Genomic DNA, 23413 nt, shown 5'->3' with positions numbered 1-23413 from the left:
CCCGACCGGAAGACGACGGCGGGGCCGCCCCGGAGGACGGCCCCGCCGTGGTCAGCGGAGGTCTGGCTCAGCTGAACGAGTCACCGCAGGCGCAGGAGTTGCCCGCGTTGGGGTTGTCGATGGTGAAGCCCTGGGCGTCGATGCGGTCGGCGAAGTCGATGGTGGCGCCGGCCAGGTAGGGGGCGCTCATCCGGTCGACGACGACCTCGACACCGTCGAAGTCGGTGACGACGTCACCGTCGAGCGACCGCTCGTCGAAGAAGAGCTGGTACCGCAGGCCGGAGCAGCCACCCGGCTGCACGGCGACCCGGAGCCGCAGGTCGTCGCGGCCCTCCTGCTCGATCAGGGCCTTGACCTTCTGCGCCGCGACGTCGGTGAGGACGACGGACGTGGGGGCCTTGGCCTCGGTCGACTCGGTCTGCGCTGGCGTGGTCACGTGAAATCTCCCTGCGCGGTTGGGTCCGGACGCACTGGCCAACATCTCCTGTCGCCCAGCCATTCCCGGTGTGGTCCAGATCCGATGGTACGCCGCCGCGGCCGGCCCCACCCGTCCGGCGTGACCAGGGCCGCCGTCCGGCGTGCCCCCGCAGGGGGCGTGGTCAGCGGCTCCACTGCCGGGCGAGCCGGGTGCCGAGCGCCCGCAGCCCCTCGGCCGGGCGCTCCATCGCGGCGGCCAGCCCGCCGCGTTCCTCGCCCCCGAAGTGCTCCACCAGGCTGTACGCGTCGGTCACCCCGGCCGCCCCGGCCTCCCGCCGCCCGGTGCTCACCCGGCCCGCGACCACCACGCAGGGCACGCCCCGGTCCCGGGCGGCGCCGGCCACCCCGGCCACCACCTTGCCGCGCAGCGACTGGTGGTCGAACGAGCCCTCCCCGGTGATCACCAGGTCGACCTCGTCGAGGGTGACGTCCAGCCCGATCGCCCGGGTGACCAGGCCGATGCCCGACTCGCAGTGCCCGCCCAACGCCAGGACGGCCGCGCCCAGCCCGCCGGCCGCGCCGCCGCCGGGCAGCGCGCCCAGCCGTTCGGGACAGCCGGGCAGGTCCCGCTCCAGCACGGCGGCGAAGCGCTCCAGCGCGGCGTCGAGCAGCAGCACGTCGGCCCGGTCGGCGCCCTTCTGCGGGCCGAACACGCTGCTGGCGCCGTGCAGCCCGAGCAGCGGGTTGTCGACGTCGGTGGCGGCCACCAGGCGGGCGTCGCGCAGCCGGGGCGCGCCGTCGAGGGCGTCCGTCGCGCCGAGCGCGCCCCCGCCGTACGGCAGTGCCTGGCCGGTGGCGTCCAGCGGGGTCACGCCGAGCGCGGTGAGCATGCCCGCGCCGCCGTCGTTGGTGCCGGAGCCGCCCAGCCCGATCACGACCGTCCGGGCGCCGGCCTCCACGGCGGCGGCCACCAGCACCCCCAGCCCGTACGACGAGGTGGTCTTCGGGTCCCGCTCGGCCGCGTCGAGCAGGTGCAGCCCGCACGCCTGGGCGCTCTCCAGCCAGGCGGTCGCACCGCCGTCGGTGAGCAGGATCTCACCGGTCGTCGGGCGGCCCAGCGGGTCGACGGTCGGCACCGGGAGCCGGCGCCCGCCGAGGGCGTCGGAGAGCACGTCGATGAAGCCCGGCCCACCGTCCGACAGGGGCCGCACGAGCAGGTCGTCGCCGGGCGCGACCTCCCGCCAGCCGGTGGCCACGGCGTCGGCGACCTGCGGGGCCGGCAGGGTGCCGGCGAACTTGTCCGGACAGAGCAGCACGCGCATGTCGAGCAGTGTGGCAGCACACACCGCTGGAGGCTGCGCCGAGGCCGCACTGTGGGACCATGGGGCACGTGACTTCGACCTGGGTGGAACCCTCCAACACCGCGACGGCACTGCTGCTGCTCGGCCGGGGCAGCGACCCCGCCACGGAGCGCGGCGTCGAGTGTCCGGGTGACCTGCCGGCGCCCAGCGACCCGGACCTGGTGGCCCGGGCGACGGCGGCGAAGGCGGCGCTGGGCAGCAAGGTCTTCGTGCTGGGCCACCACTACCAGCGCGACGAGGTGATCCAGTTCGCCGACGTGACCGGCGACTCGTTCAAGCTGGCCCGCGAGGCGGCGGCCCGGCCCGACGCGGAGTACATCGTCTTCTGCGGCGTGCACTTCATGGCCGAGAGCGCCGACATCCTCACCTCGGACGCGCAGAAGGTCATCCTGCCCGACCTGGCCGCCGGCTGCTCGATGGCGGACATGGCGGTGCTGTCGCAGGTCGAGACCGCCTGGGACGTGCTCACCGAACTGGGCGTCGCGGCGGAGACCGTCCCGGTGACGTACATGAACTCCTCGGCGGACATCAAGGGCTTCGTCGGCCGCAACGGCGGTGTGGTCTGCACCTCGTCGAACGCGAAGCGGGCGTTGGAGTGGGCGTACGAGCAGGGGTCGAAGGTCTTCTTCTTCCCCGACCAGCACCTGGGTCGCAACACGGCGGTGCTGGAGATGGGCTTCTCGCTGGACGACTGCGTCCTCTACGACCCGCACAAGCCCAACGGCGGGCTCACCCCCGAGCAGCTGCGTGACGCGCGGATGATCCTGTGGCGCGGGCACTGCTCGGTGCACGGCCGCTTCACGCTGGACAGCGTGAACGACGTGCGGGAGCGGGTGCCGGGGGTGAACGTGCTGGTCCACCCGGAGTGCCGGCACGAGGTGGTCACCGCCGCCGACTTCGTCGGTTCGACGGAATACATCATCAAGGCCATCGAGGCGGCCCCGGCCGGCTCGGCCTGGGCGGTCGGCACCGAGCTGAACCTGGTCCGCCGGCTCGCGCTGGCCCACCCGGACAAGCAGATCATGTTCCTGGACAAGGCCGTCTGCTACTGCTCGACCATGAACCGGATCGACCTGCCCCACCTGGTCTGGGCGCTGGAGGAGCTGGTGGCCGGCCGGCTGGTCAACCAGATCACGGTCGACCCGGACACCGCGCATCACGCCCGGGTGGCGTTGGAGAGGATGCTGGCCCTGCCCGCGGCCGACACCCCGCCGCCCGCAGCGAGCTGATCACCGTCCGTAGCGACATTGGCACGGAAATGGGTCCGATCACCGATTAGTACCCTCAGGGACGATGTGACCGGGTCCATGATCGTCACCGAGCGCTATGCTGCCGGTGCGACGACTCACGCGGGCCGTTTCGACATGGCCGCATTCCGGGTAGCGATGACTATCGCGTGCCCCACCATCAACACGGCAGCACCGACGCGCTGGAGGTTGCGTTGACCGACGACGTCCTGGTCGTACACGGAGGTACCCCGCTCGAAGGGCGGATCCGCGTGCGCGGCGCGAAGAACCTGGTCTCGAAGGCGATGGTCGCCGCGCTGCTGGGTGACAGCCCGAGCCGACTGTTCGACGTACCGAAGATCCGCGACGTCGAGGTGGTCCGGGGGCTGCTCGGCCTGCACGGGGTCAAGGTCACCGACGGCGGGGAGGACGGCGAGCTCGTCTTCGACCCGGCGAACGTGGAGAGCGCCAGCACGGACCAGATCAACGTGCACGCGGGCTCCAGCCGGATCCCGATCCTCTTCTGCGGGCCGCTGCTGCACCGCCTCGGCCACGCCTTCATCCCCGACCTCGGGGGCTGCCACATCGGGCCGCGCCCGATCGACTTCCACCTCCAGGCGCTGCGCGAGTTCGGCGCGACGGTCGAGAAGACCCCGGAGGGACTGCACCTGTCGGCGCCGAACGGGCTGCACGGCACCAAGTTCGCCCTGCCGTACCCGAGCGTCGGCGCGACCGAGCAGGTGCTGCTGACGGCCGTGATGGCCGAGGGCGTCACCGAGCTGCGCAACGCCGCGGTGGAGCCGGAGATCATCGACCTGATCTGCATCCTGCAGAAGATGGGCGCGATCATCAAGGTGCACACCGACCGGGTCATCGAGATCCAGGGTGTGCCGAAGCTGCACGGCTACACGCACCGGCCGATCCCGGACCGGATCGAGGCGGCGAGCTGGGCGGCGGCGGCGCTGGCCACCCGCGGCCACGTCGAGGTGCTCGGCGCGCAGCAGGCCGACATGATGACCTTCCTGAACATCTTCCGTTCCGTCGGCGGCGAGTACGAGGTCACCGACGCCCGGCCGCCGAAGCTGGGCGACCCGGGCCAGGAGGGCGGGATCCGGTTCTGGCACCCGGGCGGCGAGCTGCACGCCGTGGCGCTGGAGACCGACGTGCACCCGGGCTTCATGACCGACTGGCAGCAGCCGCTGGTGGTGGCGCTCACCCAGGCCCGGGGCCTGTCCATCGTCCACGAGACGGTCTACGAGCAGCGGCTGGGCTACACCGAGGCGCTCAACTCGATGGGCGCCAACATCCAGGTCTACCGGGACTGCCTGGGCGGCACGCCGTGCCGCTTCGGCCGGCGCAACTTCAAGCACTCGGCGGTGATCGCGGGGCCGAGCAAGCTGCACGCCGCCGACCTGGTCATCCCCGACCTGCGGGCCGGTTTCAGTCACCTGATCGCCGCGCTGGCCGCCGAGGGCACCTCCCGGGTCTACGGCGTGGACCTGATCAACCGGGGCTACGAGGACTTCGAGGCGAAGCTGGCCGACCTGGGCGCGCACGTCGAGCGCCCGTAACGTCGACCACTCCCGTACGCGCCCGGTGCACCGCGATGTGCACCGGGCGCCGTCGTTTGGCTACCCTTTCCGCGTGCCGTCGCTGTTTCGCCGCAAGTCCTCCGACCTCGTCGACGAGGCCGTCACCCCGGTGACCCCCGACGAGGAGTCCACGCTTGCCCAGCCCCGGGGCTACACCCCGAGCAAGAAGGAGCTGGGCAAGGCCACCCCGAAGCGGCCGACCGCCGGCCGCCGGCCGGCCGCGGCCACCAAGCCGTTGACCAAGGAGGAGCAGCGGGAGCGCAAGCGCCAGCTGCGCGCCGAGGCGGCGGAGGAGTTCCGCCGTGAGGGCGGCCCCCGCGACCGCGGCCCGGAGCGGCTGCTGGCCCGCAACGTGGTCGACTCCCGGCGTACGGTCGGCACCTGGTTCTTCGGTGGGGCGCTGATCGTGCTGATCGGCTCGAACGCCGCGATGCCGCCGGTCGTCCGCCTGGTCTCCAACATCCTCTGGGGCGCGCTCGCCCTGGGTGTGGTGGTCGACTCGCTCCTGATCTCGCGCAAGATCCGCAAGCTGGTCGGGGAGCGTTTCCCGAACACCGGGCAGCGGATGGGCTCGCTCTACCTCTACGCCATCATGCGGTCGATCACGTTCCGCCGGATGCGCGCCCCCGCGCCCCGGGTGAACATCGGCGACCCGGTCTGAGCCTGCCGCACCGACGGCCCCTACCGCAGCGCGGCACGGGGCCGTCGCCGTCACTGGCCCTGTGGCGGCGTCAGCGGCTCCGGTAGAGCCGGGCCACCACGTCCTCGATGTCCGGCTCGACGATCGAGACGTCCCGCAGCGCGCCCAGCCCGGCCAGGGCCGCCACCACCTCGGCCACCCCCGCCGACTCCAACGCGAAGACCAGCCGGTGCCCGTCGGCCTCCTGCCGGTGCAGCGGCGCGCCGGGCAGCACCGGCGGCGCGGCCAGCGGGGCGTCCAGGTCGGCGACGAGCAGCCGACGCGACCCGTACCGCTCGTGCAGCGCGGCGATCGACCCGTCGTGCACCACCCGCCCGTGGTCGACCACCACCAGGCGCCGGCAGAGCCGCTCGATGTCGGCCAGGTCGTGCGTGGTGAGCACCAGCGTGGTGTCCCCGGCCCGGCCCAGCTCGCCGAGGAAGCCGCGGACCGCCTGCTTGCTGACCACGTCGAGCCCGATGGTGGGCTCGTCGAGGAACAGCACCTCGGGGCCGTGCAGCAGCGCGGCGGTCAGCTCGCCGCGCATCCGCTGCCCGAGGGAGAGCTGCCGGACCGGGGTGTCGAGGAAGGCGTCCAGGTCGAGCAGGCTCCGGCAGCGGCGCAGCCGGGCGGCGTGCGCGGCGGCCGGCACCCGGTAGACGTGCCGCAGCAGCGCGAACGAGTCGCCCAGCGGCAGGTCCCACCAGAGCTGCGAACGCTGGCCGAAGACCACGCCGACGCGCAGCGCGAGCCGGGTCCGCTCGGCCACCGGGCGCAGGCCGCACACGCGTACCTCGCCGGCGGAGGGCGTCAGCACGCCCGTGAACATCTTGAGCGTCGTCGACTTGCCGGCGCCGTTGGGCCCGATGTAGCCGAGCATCTCGCCCCGGGCCACCCGCAGGTCGATCCCGTCCACGGCGGTGACCCGCCGCTTCTCCCGCCGCAGCCGGCCGGTGCGCACCCGGACCGTGAACTCCTTGCGCAGCCCGTCGGCCACGATCACGTCGTCGCTCATGACCCCGTACTCCGGTAGTGGCGGACCCCGGTGCGCCAGGCCGCCGCCGCACCGACGGCCGCGACCAGCGCGACGGCCGGCGCGGTCCAGCCCACCCACGCCGGCAGGCCGAGCGGGTCGGCGCGGCCGAGCAGCGCCAGCGCCGGGTGGTAGCTGACGAAGGCGAAGCCCAGGCCGTACGCGAACACCGCGCGGAACCAGCCCTCGAAGACGGTGACCGGGTACGAGGTGAAGTCCCGCCCGCCGTAGGTGACCGAGTTGGCCAGCTCACCCGAGTCGACCCACCAGAACGAGACGGTGGCGGTGGCCACGAAGACCGACCCGAAGAAGACCACCCCGGCCAGCGGGGCGAGGACCACCAGCAGCGCCCGCGCCGGGGTCCACTCGACGCCGGCGGAGCCGACGGCGACGACCAGCACGGCGAGCCCGAAGACCGCCCGGGACACCTTGCGCAGCGGCAGGTCCATCAGCAGCAGTTGGGGCAGGGCGCCGAGCGGGCGGACCAGCACGGCGTCGAAGAGCCCGGTGCGCACGTACCGGGGCAGCCGCTCGATGTTGCCCACCAGCAGGTCGGCGACGGCGAACGCGCACGTCGAGAGGCCGACGACCACCAGCGTCTCGCGCAGCGTGAAGCCGCCCAGCTCCCGGGTGACCCCGAAGATCACCAGCACGGTCAGCACGTCGAAGACGGTGGACCCGACGTTGCCGACCACGTCGATGACGAACGAGGTCCGGTACGCCGTCTGCGCGCGTGCCTGCGCGCCGAGCAGCGCCCGGTACGCGGCCAGCGCCCCGCCCGACGTCTCAGCCACCCTGCACCACCAGGCGGCGTTCCGCGCGCCGCTGCACCAGCCGGCAGGCGGCCAGGATCAGCACCGCCCAGGCGAGCTGGAGGCCGACCAGCCCGACCTGCGTGCCGGTCGGGTCGCGCTCGACCAGCACGTCGAGCGGGGTCTGGAGCAGGCTCGGGAAGGGGGTGCCCAGCCAGAGGACGAGCTGGAGCCACTCCGGCAGGAAGCGCAGCGGGAAGTAGAGCCCGGCGAGCACGCCCGAGGCGAGGGTCCAGAGGATCACCGGCCCCCGGACGTCGTGCAACCAGTACGCGGTCGCGTTGACCAGGAACCGGCAGCCGAAGCAGAGGACCACGGCGACGACGGCGGAGAACGCGAAGATCGGCAGGGTGGCCCAGCGGCGGGGCACGTGGACCTCGAAGAAGAGCGGCCCGACCAGCACCGGCGGCAGGAACCGGACCAGCGCGGCGTGGCCGGCGCGGCCCAGGTCGGCGGCGAGATGGCTGGTCACGGGGTGCACCGGCCGCAGCAGGTCGCTGGCGACGTCGCCGGTGCGGATCCGGTCGGCCAGCTCGGTCCAGCCCCAGAGCAGGACGACCGCCAGCAGGCCCTGGCCCACCCAGACGAAGGTGGCGAGCTGCCCCCGGTCGTACCCGGCCACCGTGCCGGCCGCGCCGACCGCCGCGAGCAGGACGTAGCACCGCAGGAAGCCGAAGACCGTGTTGGTCACGACGCCCGCCACCGACGCCTGCCGGTACGTGGCGTAACGTCGGAAGCCTGATCCGGTTATAGCCTTAAATGTCCGGAACCATAGGATAACGTTTGAGGCGGTGGGCGGTGCCACAGTGGCGGTGAGCGAGCCCACGCCGCTACCCTCCTTCCGCAGCCACGCCGTACCGGAGGGGCGACTCTACCGGCACGTGGAGCGCCCAGCGCGACAATTTCCAACGAGGTGACATCGCCGTGAGCGAGCGGACGCGGACCGGCCACCGGGGCGCCGCCGTGAGCGGACGGACGCCAACCGGGCACCCGGGCGCGCCCGCTCCCCGGCGGCCGGCTCCGGGCGTTCCGCCTACCCTCCGTGGCGACAGGGCAACCGGATGAGCCGCTACTACGACCACTGGCACGACTCCGCCGAACCGGCCTGGATGATCGAGCCCACCACCGAGTGGCACCCGCAGTTCCCCGGCCAGCGCTACGCGGGCGACATCGGCGTCGAACACGCGCCGTCCGCGCCCCGGGGCCGCTCCGCCGTGGGCCGGGCCGAGGTGCCCCCGCTCGCGCCCACCCGGCCGGACGGGACCTACATCGGCCGGTCGTGGGACGACCTGCCCGACGGACGGCCCGGTCGGCAGGACGCGTGGAACGGCCAACCGGACGGCCTCGACGCGCGTCGGCACGGCGACGAGTCGTACCGCCGCCCGCCCGCCGAGCCGCGCCGGCCGGACGACCGGCAGTGGCCGCCCCGACAGGAATCGCCGCACCGCAACGACCGGGGTCAGTTCGACGCCCCCGGCCGGCCCGTCGACTCCCCCCGACAGCGCGACCACGCCGGTCCCGACCGCTACGACAGCCGCACCCCCCGGTACGAGCCGGCCGGGCGGGACCGTCCCGTCTCCCCCGCCGGCCGGCCCGAGCCGGGCTGGCTCCCGGAGCCCGACGAGGACGCGCCGCCCCGCCGCCCCGCGGCGTACGAGCGCCCGGACACCGGCTACGACCGCCGGCCGGACCCGGGCCACGACCACCGACCCGGGCGCGTTCACGACCGTCCCGCCGCGTCCGGCCACGACCGCCGGGCGGAGACCGTCGACGACCGTCAGGCGGACGGGGACGGGCGCCGCTACCAGTGGGCGACCCCGGCCCCGGAGCCCCGCCCCTCCGACGGCCAGCGGGAGCGTCCGGTCGACGGGCACCGGGAGCGCCCTTCCGATGCGCAGCGGGAGCGTCCCTTCGACGGGCAGCATGACCGTCTTTCCGACGGCCAGCGTGAGCGTCCTTTTGATGGGCAGCGGGAGCGTCCTTCCGATGGGCAGTGGGGGCGTTCGGCCGCCGCGCAGCCGGAGCGCTCCGCCGACTCGCAGTGGGACCGCGGCCCCGGCGGACGGGGCCGCGAGGCCGGCGTACCCGCCGACGGGTGGCCGCGCCCCGACCGGGCCCCCGCCGGGCAGCAGGCGCCTCCGGACGGCCAGCGGCGGCAGGAACCGGACGAGCGCTGGCGGGCGCACGAGGCGGCGCGTGCCGAGACGTACCCGGAGCGGGGTCCGCGCGGGGTTACCCGGCCCGACACCCCTCGTCAGGCCGAGGCGTACCGGGGGCACCCGCAGCAGGACGGCGGCCTGCCCTGGCCACCGCCCGGCCCCCTGCGGCCCGGTGCCGACCGGGACGCGGCGCGGCGCGCCGAACCCCGCCCCGAGCACCGGCGACCGGCCGACCGCCCCCAGGACGCCGCGACCCCGCCGCTCCCGCCCGGATACGACCAACGGCCGCAATCCCCCACCTACGGCGCCCCGACGACGACCGGGCCGCAGGCCCCCGGACCGGCGGGCTTCCGGGCCCCGGCCAGGGACGTCCCGCCGCCGGGCCGCCCCGTCTCCCCCGCGCCGGCCCGCGACCTGCCACGCTCCGACCGGCCCGACCCGACCGCGCCGGTCCACGGTCGGCCGGTGTCGCCTGCCGGTCCCCTGTCCGGGCCTGTCTCGCCTGCCGGTCCGGTCACCGGACCGACGTCACCCGCCGGGCCCCTCTCCGGGCGGACGTCGCCGGCGGGTCCCGCCCCGGTCCCGGTGTCGCCGGCAGGCCCGGACGTCCGCCACCCGGTCTCGCCGGCAGGCCCCGACGTCCGCCACCCGGTGTCACCCGCGGGTCCGGAGTTCCGCCGCCCGGTCTCGCCGGCAGGGCCGACCGTCGGCCACCCGGTGTCACCGGCAGGCCCGACCGTCAACCGCCCGGTGTCGCCCGCGGGTCCGGAGTTCCGCCACCCGGTGTCACCGGCAGGTCCGACCATCAGCCGCCCGGTCTCGCCGGCAGGCCCGGTGGATCAGGTGGTCGGGCGGCCGGTGCCGCCAGCGGGTCCGGACACCGGCCGCACGCCCCGACCGGCCCCGGAGGACGACGCCACGCCGACCTCGGCGCCTCCCGCCGCCCGACCGCGGCTGGAGTTCCTGCCGGCACCGGAGGCGACCGCCAGCAGGGTGTCCGGTCCGGCCCCGGTGACGACCGCCGACACGGCCGGTCCGGCCCGTCAGGCGACAGCCAGCACGGTGCCCGGTCCGGCCCCGGCACAACCAGGACCTGCCCGGCCGGACGCACCGACGCCGCACCCCGGCACCGGGCACGGCGAAGCCCGGTCCGTGACCCAGCCCCCGGCCCCCACGCCGTCCGGGCAGTCGTCGGCCACCCGTCCGACCGCACCGCACCGCTCGCCGGAAGACCCGGGAGCCGCAGGCACGGCCAGGCAGGACGTCCCGGCACCGCAGGCGCCCATCGCGCCCGACAGGCCCAGGCGGTACGTCCCGCCACCGCCGAGCGGCCCGCCCACACCGGCCGCCCCGCCGCCTGCCCAGGCGCCCACCCCGAGCGGACCGGACGCCTGGTTCCGACCGTCCCGGCCGGTGGCACCTGCCCCGGCCACGCCGGACGGGGATCGGACCGCCGCCCAGGCTGACCCGTCCCCGACCGCCACGCCTCCCCCGACCGCCACGCCTCCCATGGGCGGCACGGAGACTCCGAGCGACACGGCGGCGCAGAGCGGCGTGTCGGCGCAGAACGGCGTGTCGGCGCAGAACGAAGTGTCGGCGCAGAACGAAGTGTCGGCGCAGAACGAAGTGTCGGTGCAGAGCGACACGGCGGCGCCGGGCGGCGTGTCGACTCCGAGCAGCACGGCGACACGGAGCGGCGTGCCGATCTCGAGTAGCACGGCCGCATCGAGTGGCGGGGCGGCATCCAGCAAGGCTCCGGCCCCGAGCGGTACGGCACCAAGCGGCACGGCTGCAAGCGGCACGGCGGCTGCAAGCGGCGTGGCGACTCCCCCCAGCGCGTCGGGCGTAGACGCCGTGCCGAACCGGGGCCTCGACGGGTCGGTCCCGAATCCTCCCGACGGCGGTGCCGCCTCGCCCGAACTTGCCACCTCGTCGTCGGGGAGATCCACGTCACCGTCTCACGACCACCCCGAGCCGCCGATCGAGGTCGCCCCGGCGGGGTCGGCCCCGGTCTCGCCGGCCATCCCGCGGGCATCCGGCCCACGGGTCGTACCGTCCCCAGCGCCGGCACCGCCCGCGTCCTCCCTTGCCGAGCAGGTGTCCGGTCCGCCCGCCGGGCTGGCATCGCCCGCGTCCTCCCTTTCCGAGCAGGTGTCCGGTCCGCCCGCCGGGCTGGCATCGCCCGCGCCCACCCTTCCCGCACCGGTACACGGTTCGCCCGCGGGGCCGGCGCCTTCCTCGCCCGACCCGGTGTCCGGTCCGCCGACAGGCCCGACCCCCGCGCCTGCCCCGACGTCCTCCGCGTCTGCCGTCCCGACGCCGCAGACCGTGCAGGAACCGACGCAGGCGGACCCGACGCCGGTCGCCGTCCCGCCGGAGCAGCCGGTCTCCGCACCGTCCACGCCGCCCGTCTCCGCACCGTCCACGCCGCCCGTCTCCGTACCGTCCGCGCCGCCGGTGCAGAACAACTCCGCAGCGCCCGTCTCCGCGCCTCCCGGGCAGACCAACTCCGCGTCGCCCGCGCCGCGCCCGGGCTCCGCAGCTCCTGCCCGGCCCGTGTCGGCACCACCGTCCGGCCCGCAGGTTGCAGCGCCGGTCGTACGGCCGATGCCGGAGGCACCGACGGCAGCAGCCCAGGCACAGCCGGCCGGGCCCGGTCCCGTTGCGGCGAACGGAACCGCCCCGAAGACAGCGGCACAGTACGAATCAGCGCCGCCGCCCTACCCGAATGCGGCGGACACAGCGGCCCCGCACGTGGACGGGCACGCCACCACTCCCACGCTCGAACCGGTCGAGCGGGTGCCGAACGCGCCGGCTACGCCCACCGGTGGAACACCATGGTTGTCACCGAAGGCTTTTGACACCCGTGGTGTTCCACCCACCGCGGCCGATCCGCGTCCCGTGTCCGCTCCGCCCGTCGGCGCTGCGACACCGGTGTCCACACCGCCGGTCTCCCGCGTCGCCGGCCCTCCGGCCGAGCCGGCGGAGGTGTCCCGGGCGGGTTCTGTCGTCGGGCCGACGGCCGGGACGAGCGGGTCGGTCCCGGCCGCACCGGCCCCACCCATCGCCGCGCCACCGGCGCAGCCCAGCGACGTGCCGGCGGCCCAGCTGGTCCCTCCGTCACCAGCCCGGCCCAGCGCCGTGCCAGCGGCCCAGCAGGTCTCCGCGCCGCCGGCCCAGCAGGTCTCCCCGTCACCAGCCCAGCCCACCGCCGCGCCGCCGGTACCGACTGTTTCCGGGCCGCCTGTCCCGTCAGGTCCGTACGCGCCTGCGCAGGACACGTCCGCCACTGCCGCGCCACAGGCCGACGCGGTGCCGGTCCCGCCGGGCGGGCCGGTCTCCGCTCCGCCCGCCGCGTCGGTGCCGCCCCCGCCCGTCGTCCCTGCCGCGTCGTCGCAGGCACCGCAGCCTGTCTCCGCACCCGCCGCAGACCTCGTGCCGGCCCCGCCCGTTTCCGCGCCGCCGACAGCCTCGGCACCGCCCACGGACGCCTCGCCGGTACCGCCCGCCTCCGAGCCGTCGACGCAGTCGATGTCCGCGCCGCCTGTCGCCGCTTCGCCCGGCGCCGCGCCCTCCATCGCCACGCCGCCCGCCGCCGCACCGCTCGGTGTGCAGGTGCCATCGACGAGCGCGGAACGGACCTCCGCGTCCCGCACCGCCGAGCCAGCCATCGCCGCAACGAACACCACCGAACCCCGCGCCGTCGAACCGAGCCCCGCCGGACCACTGGCCACCGAACCGCGCACCACCGAGCCACGGACCACCGAGCCGCGGGCCACCGAACCGCGCACCGCCGAGCCGCGGGCCACCGAACCGCGCACCGCCGAGCCACAGACCACCCAACCGAACACGACCGAGCCACAGACCACCGAACCGGGCACCGCCGCACCACGGACCGCCCAACCGAGCACCGCCGCACCACGCACCAGCGAACCGCGCACCACCGGACCACCGGCCGACGGGCCACGGGACGCCGAAGTGGGCAGCGGCGGAACACGGGCCGCCGGGATGTCCGTCGGGACGCGGGACGCCGGGATGTCCGTCGGAACACGGGCCGCCGGGATGTCCGTCGGGTCGCGGGACGCCGGGCACCAGAGCGCGGCGCAGGGCGATCCGGAGCAGGTGCTGGCGAGCTACCGGTGGCGGCTCGATCCGGCCACCCTGCGGGAGGTCGTGGAGGAGCCGGACGAGTTCCGGACGATCCGGCGGCGGCTGACCGAGAAGCTGGGCGCGGCCGTGGACAACAAGTCGCGCGCCCGGCTACTCAGCCTGCGGGCGGTGGTGTCCCGGATCCTCGGCGAGCTGGACGACGCCCTGGCGGACGGTCGGCTCGCGCTCACCTACGCCGAGGCCACCGGGGAGCTGCGGCGTACGGCGGTGGCCCAGGCCCGGCTGGCGCACGTGTTGCGCTGGCGCGGCGAGTTCGTCGAGGCCGACCGGCTCTTCGCCGAGGCGAACTCCACGGAGCTGCCACAGCGGCTGCGCGCGGTGCTGCACGAGCACGCCGGGCGGTCCTGCTACGACCAGGGTCGGCTGATGGAGGCCTGTCACCACTTCGAGCGGGCCCTGGACCTGCGTGGCACCGAGGACCCCGAGTTGCAGGCCCGGATCCGGCTGAGCCTGGACGCGGTGGCGGAGCGGGTCGCGGAGACGGGCTTCGGGCCGTACCCGCGCAGCCGCGAGGAGGTGCTGGAGCGTGACCGGCCCCCGATGCCGGCCCGCGACGGCGATCTGTGGGGTTTCTCCGACCCGGACGGCGACCTGGTCGTCGCGGCCGAGTACGCGGAGGCGCAGCCGTTCCGCGACGGGCTGGCCTGGGTGCGGCGCCCCGAGACCGAGCGGTGGTCGCTCATCGACCGCGCCGGCGCCACGGTGCTCGAACCGTCGTACCCGGTGGTCCGCTCGTTCTCCGACGGGCTGGCCTGGGTGTCCGACGGCGGCGACGCCGGCTGGGTGGCGATCGACGCCACCGGCGAGGTGGTCGTGCCGCACGGTTTCGCGGACGTACGCCCGTTCCAGCGCGGCGTGGCCGTGGTCCGCCGCGACGGCTGGGGCGCGGTCGACCGCAACGGCCGGATCGTGGTGCCCACGCGGCACCACGGGTTCGCCACCGTCCTGGCCGACGGCCGGTACGTCGACGGCTTCACCGAGGAGGGGCTGGCCGTGGTGGAGGTGGCCGGCCGGCGCGGCGTGGTGAACCGGGCCGGGAAGGTGCTGGTGGCGCCCAGCTATCCGGCGCTGGTCGTCCATCCGGTCGCGTTCCTGGTCGGCGACGGCACGGGCCGCTGGGGGGCGCTCGACCGGCGGGGCGAACCGCTCATCGAGCCGGTGCACCGCGACCGCGACGAGGTCGTCGCCGAGATCGAGCGGCTGCTCGTCGACACCAGCCCCGTGCTCTGAGCGACACGGCGGCCCGCCACGAGGGGTGGGCATGATCCGAACGGGCTAGGGTCGACTCATGGAATTCCGTCACCTGGGCCGTTCCGGCCTGATGGTCAGCGAGATCTCGTACGGCAACTGGATCACCCACGGCTCGCAGGTCGAGGAGGACGCGGCGTTCGCCTGCGTCCGGGCCGCCCTGGACGCCGGCATCACCACCTTCGACACGGCCGACGTGTACGCGGGCACCCGCGCCGAGGACGTGCTGGGCCGCGCGCTGGAGGGCGAGCGGCGCGAGGGGCTGGAGATCTTCACCAAGGTGTACTGGCCCACGGGGCCGGGCCGCAACGACCGGGGCCTGTCCCGCAAGCACATCATGGAGTCGATCAACGGCTCGCTGCGCCGGCTGCGCACCGACTACGTGGACCTCTACCAGGCCCACCGGTACGACCACAGCACGCCGCTGGAGGAGACGATGGAGGCGTTCGCCGACGTCGTGCACTCCGGCAAGGCGCTCTACATCGGCGTCTCCGAGTGGAAGGCGTCGGAGATCCGCGCGGCCCACCAGCTCGCCCGTGAGCTGCGCATCCCGCTGGTCTCCAACCAGCCGCAGTACTCGATGCTCTGGCGGGTCATCGAGTCCGAGGTCGTCCCCACCAGCGAGGAGCTGGGCATCGGGCAGATCGTCTGGTCGCCGATCGCGCAGGGCGTGCTCTCGGGCAAGTACCTGCCGGGCCAGCCGCCGCCGGCCGGCTCCCGGGCCACCGACGAGAAGTCGGGCGCGGGCTTCATCTCCCGGTTCATGACCGACGAGGTCCTGACCCGGGTGCAGCGGCTCAAGCCGCTGGCCGAGCAGGCCGGGCTGAGCATGGCGCAGCTCGCCGTCGCCTGGGTGTTGCAGAACCCGAACGTCTCCTCGGCGATCGTCGGCGCCTCCCGCCCGGAGCAGGTGCACGACAACGTCAAGGCGGCCGGCGTGAAGCTCGACGCCGAGCTGCTCAAGGCGATCGACGAGATCGTCGACCCGATCGTCGAGCGCGACCCGGCCCGCACGGAGTCTCCCGCCGAGCGCCCGTGACGCGTCCCGGCCCGGGCCGGCCCCGCACCACGGGCCGCCCGGGCCGGACCGCGCCACCACCGCCACCACGGGCCGCCCGGGGCGCGGGTCAGCCCTGCCAGAAGCGGATCAGGTCCAGGCCGAGGGCGTAGAGCCACGGGGGCAGGCCGAGGAAGTCGCCGACGGCGAAGACCGCGTCGAAGAACCAGCCGCCGATCCGCGGGTTCCACAGCAGCGCGAACAGCAGGATGAAGCCGAACGGGGCGAACAGGTCGTACATCCTGCGCCACTGCGGGTTCAGCCACGGCTGGATCATGTTGCCGCCGTCCAGGCCGGGCACCGGGAGCAGGTTGAGCACGCTCGCGGTGAGCTGGAGGAACGCCAGCAGCGCCACGGCCGCCCAGAACTCGACCGGCCCGCCGCCGGCCACCCCGAGGCGTACGGCGAGCACCAGCACCAGCGTGAACAGCACGTTGGTGGCCGGGCCGGCCAGGCTGACCAGGGTGTGCCGCAGCCGCCCCGGGATGGCGTGCCGGTCCACCCACACCGCCCCGCCGGGCAGGCCGATGCCGCCGAGCAGCACGACCACCACGGGCAGCGCGATCGACAGCAGCGGATGGCTGTACTTCAGCGGGTTGAGCGTCAGGTAGCCCCGGTGGGCGACGCTGCGGTCGCCGGCCCGGTAGGCGACGACGGCGTGGGCGTACTCGTGCAGGCAGAGCGAGACCAGCCAGCCGGACACGACGAAGAGGAACACGTCGAGCCGGACGTTGCCGAACCCGTTCCAGGTGAGCACCCCGCTGGTCACGAAGAGCGCGACCAGGGCGAGGAAGACGGGGCTGGGCCGGAACGCCGCCCGGGGCACGCCGAGCACCAACGGCTCGCCCCCCGGGCGGTCGCCGGCCATCACTCCGCCGGAGGCAGCAGGCTCATGCGGTAGTCCACCCGGTCGTCCTCCACGAGTGTGACCGAGGTGACGCCGGACGCCGCGAGCTCCCGCCAGGCCTGACCGATCCAGGACTCGGCGTCCGCCTGGCTGCTGAACGACTCCGCCGGCCCCTCGACCGACTCACCGTTCGCGCCCTCGTACCGCCAGCTCCACGCCATGCCGCGTCTCCCCTCGCCGCTGATGTCCCGTGGGACGAACCTCCGCCAGCGTAGTCGGCCGGGCGCGGGGCGGCCCGACATCCGTACGCCGGGCGGGCGGCGCAGGGTTTCCCGGCCCCTGTCCGGGTATGGGCCTCCTGACGCGCGACGGGGCGGTCGCCGACCGCCGACGGGCCTGGAGGAGGCGACGATGGACGAACCGCTGCACGACAAGGACACCGAGGCGCTGCGGGCGATGGCGGTGCGCGGCGGCATCGTGGGGGCCGCGCACATGGAGCGGGAGGATCTGCTGGACGCCCTCGTCGCCCGCCCGGGGGAGGGCGCCTGGCAGGAGGACCCGAAGCCGGCGGCGGTCAACCCCAACGACTTCCAGTACCAGACACCCCGGTAGTCCGCCGCCGCCCCGCCGGGCGGCCAGCCGCGCTCCGCCGCCCCGCCGGGCGGCCAGCCACGCTCCGCCGGGCCGGTACGGTGTCGCGGTGCTTACTCGGGGATTGGTGCTCAGCGACCGGTACCGGCTGGACGACCGGGTGGCGATCGGCGGCATGGGCGCGGTCTGGCGGTGCACGGACCTGATGCTGGAACGTGCGGTGGCGGTCAAGGCGCTACTGCCGGCGTTGAGCGCGGATCCCGAGTTCACGGCCCGGTTCCGGGCGGAGGCGCGGATGCTGGCGGCGCTGCGCCACCCGGGCGTGGTCGCCGTGCACGACGTCGGCCGGTCCGTCCTCGACGACGGCAGCCAGGTCGACTACCTGGTGATGGAGTACGTCGACGGCCAGCCGCTGAGCTCCTGGCTGCGGCGGGCGGGGTCGCTCGACCCGGCGTCGACCATGTCGGTGGTGGCGCAGGCCGCCGACGCGCTGCACACCGCCCACCTCGCCGGCATCGTGCACCGGGACGTCAAGCCGGGCAACCTGCTGGTGAAGGGCGACGGCCGGGTGGTGCTGGTCGACTTCGGCATCGCCCGCTCCGGCACCACGGCGGGCATCACCGCCGCCAACGTGATGCTCGGTACCGCCTCGTACATGTCGCCGGAGCAGGCCGCGAACCAGCCGGTCTCCCCGGCGACGGACGTCTACGCGCTCGGCGCGGTGGCGTACTTCTGCCTGACCGGCCAGCCGCCGTTCGACGGGGACAACCCGCTCCAGGTGGCGTTGCGGCACCTCCAGGAGGAGCCGCCGCCGCTGCCGCCCGGCATCCCGGCGGCGGTGGCCGCGCTGGTGCGGCGGGCGATGGCGAAGCGCCCCGGCGACCGGTTCGGAGACGCGGCGGCGATGGCCGACGCCGCGGCCGAGGCCCGCGACGCGACCCTGGCCGTGGTGCCGACGTCCGCCCGTCCGCCGTGGGCCGTCGCCGGCCCGACCTCGGCGGCGCCCTCCGCCGCGCGACCGGACCAGGGCGGTACCCCGGCGGCCGGTGACGCCGTCGCGCCGGCCCCCGCAGGGCCGGTCGCCCCGCCGGATCCGTGGGCGCCACTGCCGCCCGTCGCTGCCCGGCCGCACCCGGGACCGGCGACGGGCAGCGACGCCTGGGGACCGGTCCCGCCCACCCGGGAGGACCCGGTCGAGCCGCAGCCGGCACGGCGGCGCCGGGCCGCGCTGCTCGGCTCGGCGGCCACCGGGCTCGTGGTGCTGGTCGGGGTGGCCGCGCTCGCCCTGGCCCCCGACGACGGCCCGGTCGGCGGAGACGTCCCGGCGGCGCTGACCGGCGAGTCCGCGGCGGCGGGCCCGTCCGGCGCGGCGGCCGACGACGGTACGGGCCGGTTGCGCGTCGAGCCCACGCCGGGTGTCACCCGCGCGACGGCGTCGTCGGCGTCCCGCAGTCCGTCGGCGTCGCCGCCCGGGCGCTCCCCGGTCCCGACGGCGGGCAGCGGCGAGCCGACCGCGACCGCTCCCGGCGGACCCGGCCCCGGACCGACGACCGGCCAGCCGGCGAAGCCGAACCCGTACACGCCGGTCGAGGCGTGCGGCAGCGGGTACAGGGTGATCGACTCGGCCCCGCTGACCGCCTCGGGCAGCCGGAAGGGCAGGGTCTACCTGCTCTACCACGCCGGCAGCGGCAACAACTGCGTGGTCACGATGAAGGAGACCGCGGTGGGCACGGCGACGGCCGCCTCGGCGTGGCTGGAGGTGCGGGGCCGGGCCCGCAGCACCGACAGCGGGTCGTTCTCGTACTACGCGGGGCCGGTGCGGGCCAGGGCCGCCGGGGTGTGCGTGAAGTGGGGCGGGTCCACCGGCGGGGCCAGCTACGGCAGCGGTTTCGAGCACTGCGACTGAGCGCGGCCCGGGGTGCCCCTGCCCGCGGCGGTGACCGGCCGCCTCGCCGCGGGGTCCGGGCCGGTCGTACCCCGCACCTCCGGGGGGCCGCACCCGGGCGCTGGCTCTAAAGTACGGGCATGTCCGTTGACGGGTGGAACACGGTCCTGGTGCTCGGCGGTATCCGGTCCGGAAAGTCCGAGTTCGCCGAGTCCCTGGTCGCCGACGCGCCGACGGTCCGCTACGTGGCCACGGCCGCCGACGCGCCCGCCGACGACGCGGAGTGGGCGGCCCGGCTGGCGGCGCACCGCGAACGCCGACCGGAGACCTGGACCACCGAGGAGACCGCGGCCGACCCGCGCCGCCTCGCGGACGTGCTCGCCTCCGCCGGGCCCAACGAGACGCTGCTCGTCGACGACCTCGGCGGCTGGGTGACCGTGCTGCTCGACCCGGCGCACCAGCCGGCGGACGACACCGCCACCATCGCCGAACTGGCGGCGGCGGTGCGCTCCTGCGCGGCCCGGCTGGTGCTGGTCAGCCCCGAGGTCGGGCTCTCCCTGGTGCCCACCACCCCGCTCGGGCGGGCCTTCACCGACGCGCTGGGCGCGGCCAACCGCGCGGTCGCCGACGCCTGCGACGCGGTCGTCCTCGTGGTCGCCGGCCAGGCCGCCTGGCTCAAGCCGGGCGCCCCGCACCCGGCCACCGTGCCCGCACAGGCCGGGCCCATGCAGGCCGGGTCCGCGCAGGCCGGGTCCGCGCAGCACGAGTCCGCACAGCCCGGCCCCGCACAGGCCGGGTCCGCGCAGGCCGGCCGGGCGCAGACTGGCGCCCCGGGCGTTCCTGGCGGCGCTGGCGCTTCGGTGGCCGCGTCGGAGCCCTCCCCGGACGTGTTCACCCCCACGCCGCCGGCCGCCCCGGAGGCGGTGCCCGGCGCCGAGCCGACCGGCACCGCCTGGGCCGCTCCGACCATGGCGCTGCCGATGGTCGCCACGGGCCTGGTCATCCAGCCCGGCATGGAACTGCCCATGCCCGACGAGTACGCCGGCCCGCAGGCGATCGAGCGGCTCGCCACCCTGGACGTGCCCGGGTCGGGGCTGGGCGTGCTGGAGCGGGCGGTCGGGTTCGCCGCCGCCACCCAGGGCACCGTCACCCCGGCCCCGTGGGGCCGGGTGCGGGTGCTGCTGCTGCACGGCGACCACCTCGGCGACGCCGCCGCCGGCACCGTGGAGGGCGAGTCGGCGCGCCGGGCCCGGCAGGCCCGCGCCGGGCAGGGGGCGCTGGCCCGGCTGGCCGCCGAGAGCGGCGCCGAGCTCCAGGTGGTGGAGGTCCCGACGTCCGCGCCGATGGAGACCGAGCCCACGCTGACCGGCGAGCAGGTCGAGGTCGCCCTGCGCTACGGCTGGCGGCTCGCCGAGGAGGCCGCCGACGCGGGCGTACGACTGCTGGTGCTCGGGGCGTGCGGCGCCGGCACCGAGGCCGCGGCGGCGGCGGTGCTGGTGGCGACGGCGGGTGCCGAGGCGCCGGCGGTGCTCCGGCGGGTGGTCACCGACTCGGACGAGATCGACGACCCGGCCTGGATGCGGCGGTGCGCGGCGGTACGGGACGCGCTGCACCGCACCCGGAACTCGCCGCGCAGCGCCAAGGACGTGCTGGCCGAACTGGGCGGCGGGGACGTCGCCGTGGCCACCGGCGTGCTGCTGGGCGCCACCGCCCGCCGGCTGCCGGTCATGCTCGACGGTCCGGTCGGGGTGGCCGCCGCCATGGTCACCCGCGACCTGGCCGGGCAGGCCCGGCACTGGTGCCTGCTGGCCGACCACGGCGGGCACCCCGCCGTGCAACTCGGCGCCGACGTGCTCGGCCTGACCCCGCTGCTCGACCTGCGGCTCGACCTGGGTGAGGGCGCGAACGCGCTGGCCGCGCTGCCGCTGCTGCGCTCGGTGCTGGCGCTGGCCGCCGCGCTGCCGGCCCACCCGTCGCTCGGCGGCGGCGAGGACGACGAGCCGGACACCGTGCCGGACACCGACGAGCCCGACTTCCGCGAGCCCGAGCCCGCCGGACCGGGGCCGACCAGCACCGAGCCCGACTTCCGCGAGCCCGAGCCCGCCGGACCCGGGCCGACCAGCACCGAGGCCGACCTCCGCGAGCCCGGCGGCGCCGGGCCGGACACGGAAGCGGTGGACCCGTCCGGCCGGCGTGCCGGCTGAGTCGCGGCTCGCCGACGGGGCGCGGCTGGCGCTGACCACCTTCACCACCCTGCCGGTACGCGCCGGCCGCGTCGACCGGTCGGTGGCAGGCACGGCGATGGCGCTCGCCCCGGCGGTCGGCGCGCTGCTCGGCGTCGTCCTCGGCGGGATCCTGCTGCTCCCCGGTGCGCTCGCGCCCCCGCTGGTGGCGGCGGCGGTGACCGTCGGAGCCGGGGCGCTGCTCACCCGGGGGCTGCACCTCGACGGGCTGGCCGACACCGTGGACGCGCTGGGGTCGTACCGGCGCGGGGACGCCGCGCTGGAGATCATGAAGAAGCCGGACGTGGGCCCGTTCGGGGTGGTCGCGCTGGTGGTCGTACTCCTGGTGCAGACAGCCGCCCTCGCGGAGCTGGCGGGACGGTCGTGGCCGGCGGCGCTCGCGGCGGTGGTCACGGCGACCGCCGCCGGCCGGCTCGGGGTGGCGGTGGCCTGCCGGCGCGGGGTGCCGGCCGCCCGCCCGGAGGGGCTCGGCGCGCTGGTCGCGGGCACCGTCGGGCCGGTCGCCCTGGCAGCCGGGGCGGTCGCCGTCGCGCTGCCGGCCGTCGCGGCCGTGCCGGGCCGCCCGTGGCAGGGGCCACTCGCCGTCGCCGTGGCCCTCGCCGTCGCGGTGGGGCTGCTGCGACACGTGGTACGCCGGCTCGGCGGCGTCACCGGCGACGTGCTCGGCGCGACCGTGGAGGTGGTCACCACGCTGGTCTACCTGGGAGTGGTGCTGTCCGGCTGAACGGGGCGCACCGCGCCGGGTAGCGTTCTCCCACGACAGCACCGGCGCGGCCAACCGGGGGACGACATGCTCATCACGGACGACTTCCTGCCCGTACCGGTTCCGGAGTCGCTGAGCGCGACCTACCTGGTGCCCATGACGGGGCTGCCGAAGGTGAGCGCGAAGACGGCGGTGGCGCGGCTCACCGGCCGGCTGGCGGAGCCGGTGCACGGGCTGGCGCGGCACATGCTCGACAGCCCGCTGATGAGCGTCGACACCCGGCCGATCGCCGAGTTCCCCGAGCTGCCGCCGGACCTGCTCACCGCGTTCGGCGCCACCGAGGCGCAGTTGGCCCGGCTGGCCGCCGCGAGCCACCTGGTCGTGGTGCAGGCCGAGTACCGGCCCGGCTGGCCGCCGGCCCACGAGTGGGCGGCCCGGGCGGTGGCCGCCGCCGTCGCCGAGTCCGTCGACGGCGACGTGGTGGACGTGTTCGGCCTCCAGTTCCTCGACCCGGCGACGGCGCTGCGCTCGCTCCCCGACGACCAGGGGCGGATCCGGCTGGTCGACTGGGTGCTGGTGCCCTACTCCTCCGACGCCGAGGGGCTCTGGTTCACCACGAAGGGGCTGCGCCGCTTCGGGCTGCTGGAGTTGCAGACCCAGGGCGTGCCGGACCACCTGACCCGGGCCTGGGGCGCGGTGATGACCGGGGCCGCCCGGCGGCTGCTGCGGGACTGGACCGACGGGCTCTCCGGGGAGGAGGTGCCGGCGTTCGTGCAGCTGCCGGTGCTGGCCACGGTGACCGGGCACGACATCGCGGTGGCGTACGGCAATCCGGAACAGCACGGCGCGACGGCGCCGGTGCTGCTGCGCCTGGAGCTGGACCCGGCCACCGACCCCGACGCCGACTCGTTCCTCAGCCTGCGCCCGCCCGCCGGGCACCCGGGGCCGGACGGCCGCTACTACGCCGCCGCCTGCGCCACCCTCTTCGCCGGCATCCAGCCGGACGTGCGTTACGCCCGGGCGGGCGACGCGATGAGCAGGGCGGTCGCCACCGCCCGGGCCGGGCTGGGCGACATCCGGGCCCGGTTCCTCGCCGGCCAGCTCCCGCCGGAGACGCAGCTCGTGGTCAAGTACGGCCTGCCCGGCGACGACGGCCCCGAGCTCGTCTGGGCCGGGGTGACCTCGTGGGACACCCCGGAGCGGATCGTGGCCGCCAGCGCCTGCGACGCCAACACCGACCCGACCGTGCGCATCGGCTCCCCGGTCGTCGTGGAGGCCACCGACGTCGTCGACTGGGCCGTCCTGGACGGCACCGGCGTCATCGAGGGCGGCTGGACCCAGGCCGTCCTCGACGCCGGCGAACGCCCCCACCCCCCACTCTGACCCCCTC

General features: G+C 75.7%; 16 protein-coding genes and 2 pseudogenes. 10 read left to right on the top strand and 8 right to left on the bottom strand.

Annotated elements, in window-relative coordinates; genetic code table 11:
* Positions 1–67 precede the first annotated feature (67 nt).
* Positions 68–436: an iron-sulfur cluster insertion protein ErpA gene (gene erpA / locus RM555_RS10325; RefSeq protein WP_091104634.1), complete on the bottom strand. Its 369-nt coding sequence runs from the start codon at positions 434–436 to the stop codon at positions 68–70.
* A gap of 163 nt (positions 437–599) precedes the next feature.
* Complete coding sequence (locus RM555_RS10320; RefSeq protein ID WP_311411659.1) at positions 600–1739, bottom strand: glycerate kinase family protein; 1140 nt, start codon at positions 1737–1739, stop codon at positions 600–602.
* A gap of 68 nt (positions 1740–1807) precedes the next feature.
* Here RM555_RS10320 and nadA point away from each other — a divergent pair, with 68 nt between their 5' ends.
* The 3 genes from nadA (at position 1808) to RM555_RS10305 (ending at position 5257) form a co-directional block, all read left to right on the top strand.
* Entirely contained in the window at positions 1808–3007 is a 1200-nt protein-coding gene (nadA, locus tag RM555_RS10315) for a quinolinate synthase NadA (RefSeq protein ID WP_311411541.1), read from the top strand.
* Between the two features lie 212 nt (positions 3008–3219).
* On the top strand, positions 3220–4575 hold the full coding sequence (gene murA, locus RM555_RS10310) for a UDP-N-acetylglucosamine 1-carboxyvinyltransferase (RefSeq protein ID WP_132236481.1): 1356 nt from the start codon (positions 3220–3222) through the stop codon (positions 4573–4575).
* Positions 4576–4648: 73 nt separating this feature from the next.
* Positions 4649–5257 (top strand): DUF3043 domain-containing protein, encoded by a 609-nt coding sequence (locus RM555_RS10305; protein WP_151456662.1) that lies wholly within the window; start codon positions 4649–4651, stop codon positions 5255–5257.
* 70 nt (positions 5258–5327) lie between these two features.
* Here RM555_RS10305 and RM555_RS10300 read toward each other — a convergent pair whose 3' ends face one another.
* The 4 genes from RM555_RS10300 to RM555_RS31150 form a co-directional block, all read right to left on the bottom strand.
* Entirely contained in the window at positions 5328–6290 is a 963-nt protein-coding gene (locus tag RM555_RS10300) for an ABC transporter ATP-binding protein (protein ID WP_311411540.1), read from the bottom strand.
* On the bottom strand, positions 6287–7102 hold the full coding sequence (locus tag RM555_RS10295; RefSeq protein WP_311411539.1) for an ABC transporter permease: 816 nt from the start codon (positions 7100–7102) through the stop codon (positions 6287–6289). Before RM555_RS10295 ends, RM555_RS10300 begins: the two co-directional genes overlap by 4 nt.
* On the bottom strand, positions 7095–7946 hold the full coding sequence (locus tag RM555_RS10290; protein ID WP_311411538.1) for an ABC transporter permease: 852 nt from the start codon (positions 7944–7946) through the stop codon (positions 7095–7097). Before RM555_RS10290 ends, RM555_RS10295 begins: the two co-directional genes overlap by 8 nt.
* Before the next feature lie 4053 nt (positions 7947–11999).
* Entirely contained in the window at positions 12000–13223 is a 1224-nt protein-coding gene (locus tag RM555_RS31150) for a hypothetical protein (protein ID WP_311411537.1), read from the bottom strand.
* A gap of 154 nt (positions 13224–13377) precedes the next feature.
* Here RM555_RS31150 and RM555_RS31145 point away from each other — a divergent pair.
* Positions 13378–14679: pseudogene (locus tag RM555_RS31145) on the top strand (WG repeat-containing protein); the annotation flags it as partial.
* Between the two features lie 58 nt (positions 14680–14737).
* The gene (locus RM555_RS10275) at positions 14738–15736 is read left to right on the top strand and encodes an aldo/keto reductase family protein (protein WP_311411535.1); all 999 of its coding nucleotides are present in this window, start codon (positions 14738–14740) and stop codon (positions 15734–15736) included.
* 88 nt (positions 15737–15824) lie between these two features.
* On the opposite strand, the gene RM555_RS10270 is transcribed toward RM555_RS10275, so the two are convergent.
* Both RM555_RS10270 and RM555_RS10265 read right to left on the bottom strand, forming a co-directional pair.
* Entirely contained in the window at positions 15825–16622 is a 798-nt protein-coding gene (locus tag RM555_RS10270; protein WP_311411534.1) for a site-2 protease family protein, read from the bottom strand.
* On the bottom strand, positions 16622–16822 hold the full coding sequence (locus RM555_RS10265; RefSeq protein ID WP_151456671.1) for a hypothetical protein: 201 nt from the start codon (positions 16820–16822) through the stop codon (positions 16622–16624). Before RM555_RS10265 ends, RM555_RS10270 begins: the two co-directional genes overlap by 1 nt.
* A 190-nt stretch (positions 16823–17012) precedes the next feature.
* Between RM555_RS10265 and RM555_RS10260 the strand changes: the two genes are divergently transcribed.
* The 5 genes and pseudogenes from RM555_RS10260 to RM555_RS10240 all read left to right on the top strand — a co-directional run bounded on the left by RM555_RS10260 (position 17013) and on the right by RM555_RS10240 (position 23406).
* Positions 17013–17213, top strand: a complete 201-nt coding sequence (locus RM555_RS10260; protein WP_121400450.1) for a hypothetical protein — start codon at positions 17013–17015, stop codon at positions 17211–17213.
* Between the two features lie 88 nt (positions 17214–17301).
* Positions 17302–18195: pseudogene (locus tag RM555_RS31140) on the top strand (serine/threonine-protein kinase); the annotation flags it as partial.
* Positions 18196–19217: 1022 nt separating this feature from the next.
* A complete protein-coding gene (locus RM555_RS10250) occupies positions 19218–21281 on the top strand; it encodes a bifunctional adenosylcobinamide kinase/adenosylcobinamide-phosphate guanylyltransferase (protein ID WP_311411532.1) in 2064 nt (687 codons plus the stop codon).
* Positions 21271–22044: an adenosylcobinamide-GDP ribazoletransferase gene (cobS, locus tag RM555_RS10245; protein ID WP_311411531.1), complete on the top strand. Its 774-nt coding sequence runs from the start codon at positions 21271–21273 to the stop codon at positions 22042–22044. Before RM555_RS10250 ends, cobS begins: the two co-directional genes overlap by 11 nt.
* Positions 22045–22110: 66 nt before the next feature.
* Positions 22111–23406: a DUF2314 domain-containing protein gene (locus tag RM555_RS10240; protein ID WP_311411530.1), complete on the top strand. Its 1296-nt coding sequence runs from the start codon at positions 22111–22113 to the stop codon at positions 23404–23406.
* Positions 23407–23413: the final 7 nt, after the last annotated feature.

The sequence above is a fragment of the Micromonospora reichwaldensis genome, assembly GCF_031845925.1.
Lineage (GTDB): Bacteria > Actinomycetota > Actinomycetes > Mycobacteriales > Micromonosporaceae > Micromonospora > Micromonospora reichwaldensis.
Note: the sequence above shows the minus strand (reverse complement) of the source record. Positions and strands in the feature narration are given on the sequence as shown.

Bases quoted from the DNA above. Each gene is read 5' to 3' on its own strand.
- RM555_RS10260 (WP_121400450.1), top strand. From the start codon at position 17,013: ATGGACGAACCGCTGCACGACAAGGACACCGAGGCGCTGCGGGCGATG.
- RM555_RS10320 (WP_311411659.1), bottom strand. From the start codon at position 1,739: ATGCGCGTGCTGCTCTGTCCGGACAAGTTCGCCGGCACCCTGCCGGCC.
- RM555_RS10300 (WP_311411540.1), bottom strand. From the start codon at position 6,290: ATGAGCGACGACGTGATCGTGGCCGACGGGCTGCGCAAGGAGTTCACG.
- RM555_RS10275 (WP_311411535.1), top strand. From the start codon at position 14,738: ATGGAATTCCGTCACCTGGGCCGTTCCGGCCTGATGGTCAGCGAGATC.
- RM555_RS10265 (WP_151456671.1), bottom strand. From the start codon at position 16,822: ATGGCGTGGAGCTGGCGGTACGAGGGCGCGAACGGTGAGTCGGTCGAG.
- RM555_RS10250 (WP_311411532.1), top strand. From the start codon at position 19,218: ATGTCCGTTGACGGGTGGAACACGGTCCTGGTGCTCGGCGGTATCCGG.
- RM555_RS10240 (WP_311411530.1), top strand. From the start codon at position 22,111: ATGCTCATCACGGACGACTTCCTGCCCGTACCGGTTCCGGAGTCGCTG.
- RM555_RS10270 (WP_311411534.1), bottom strand. From the start codon at position 16,622: ATGGCCGGCGACCGCCCGGGGGGCGAGCCGTTGGTGCTCGGCGTGCCC.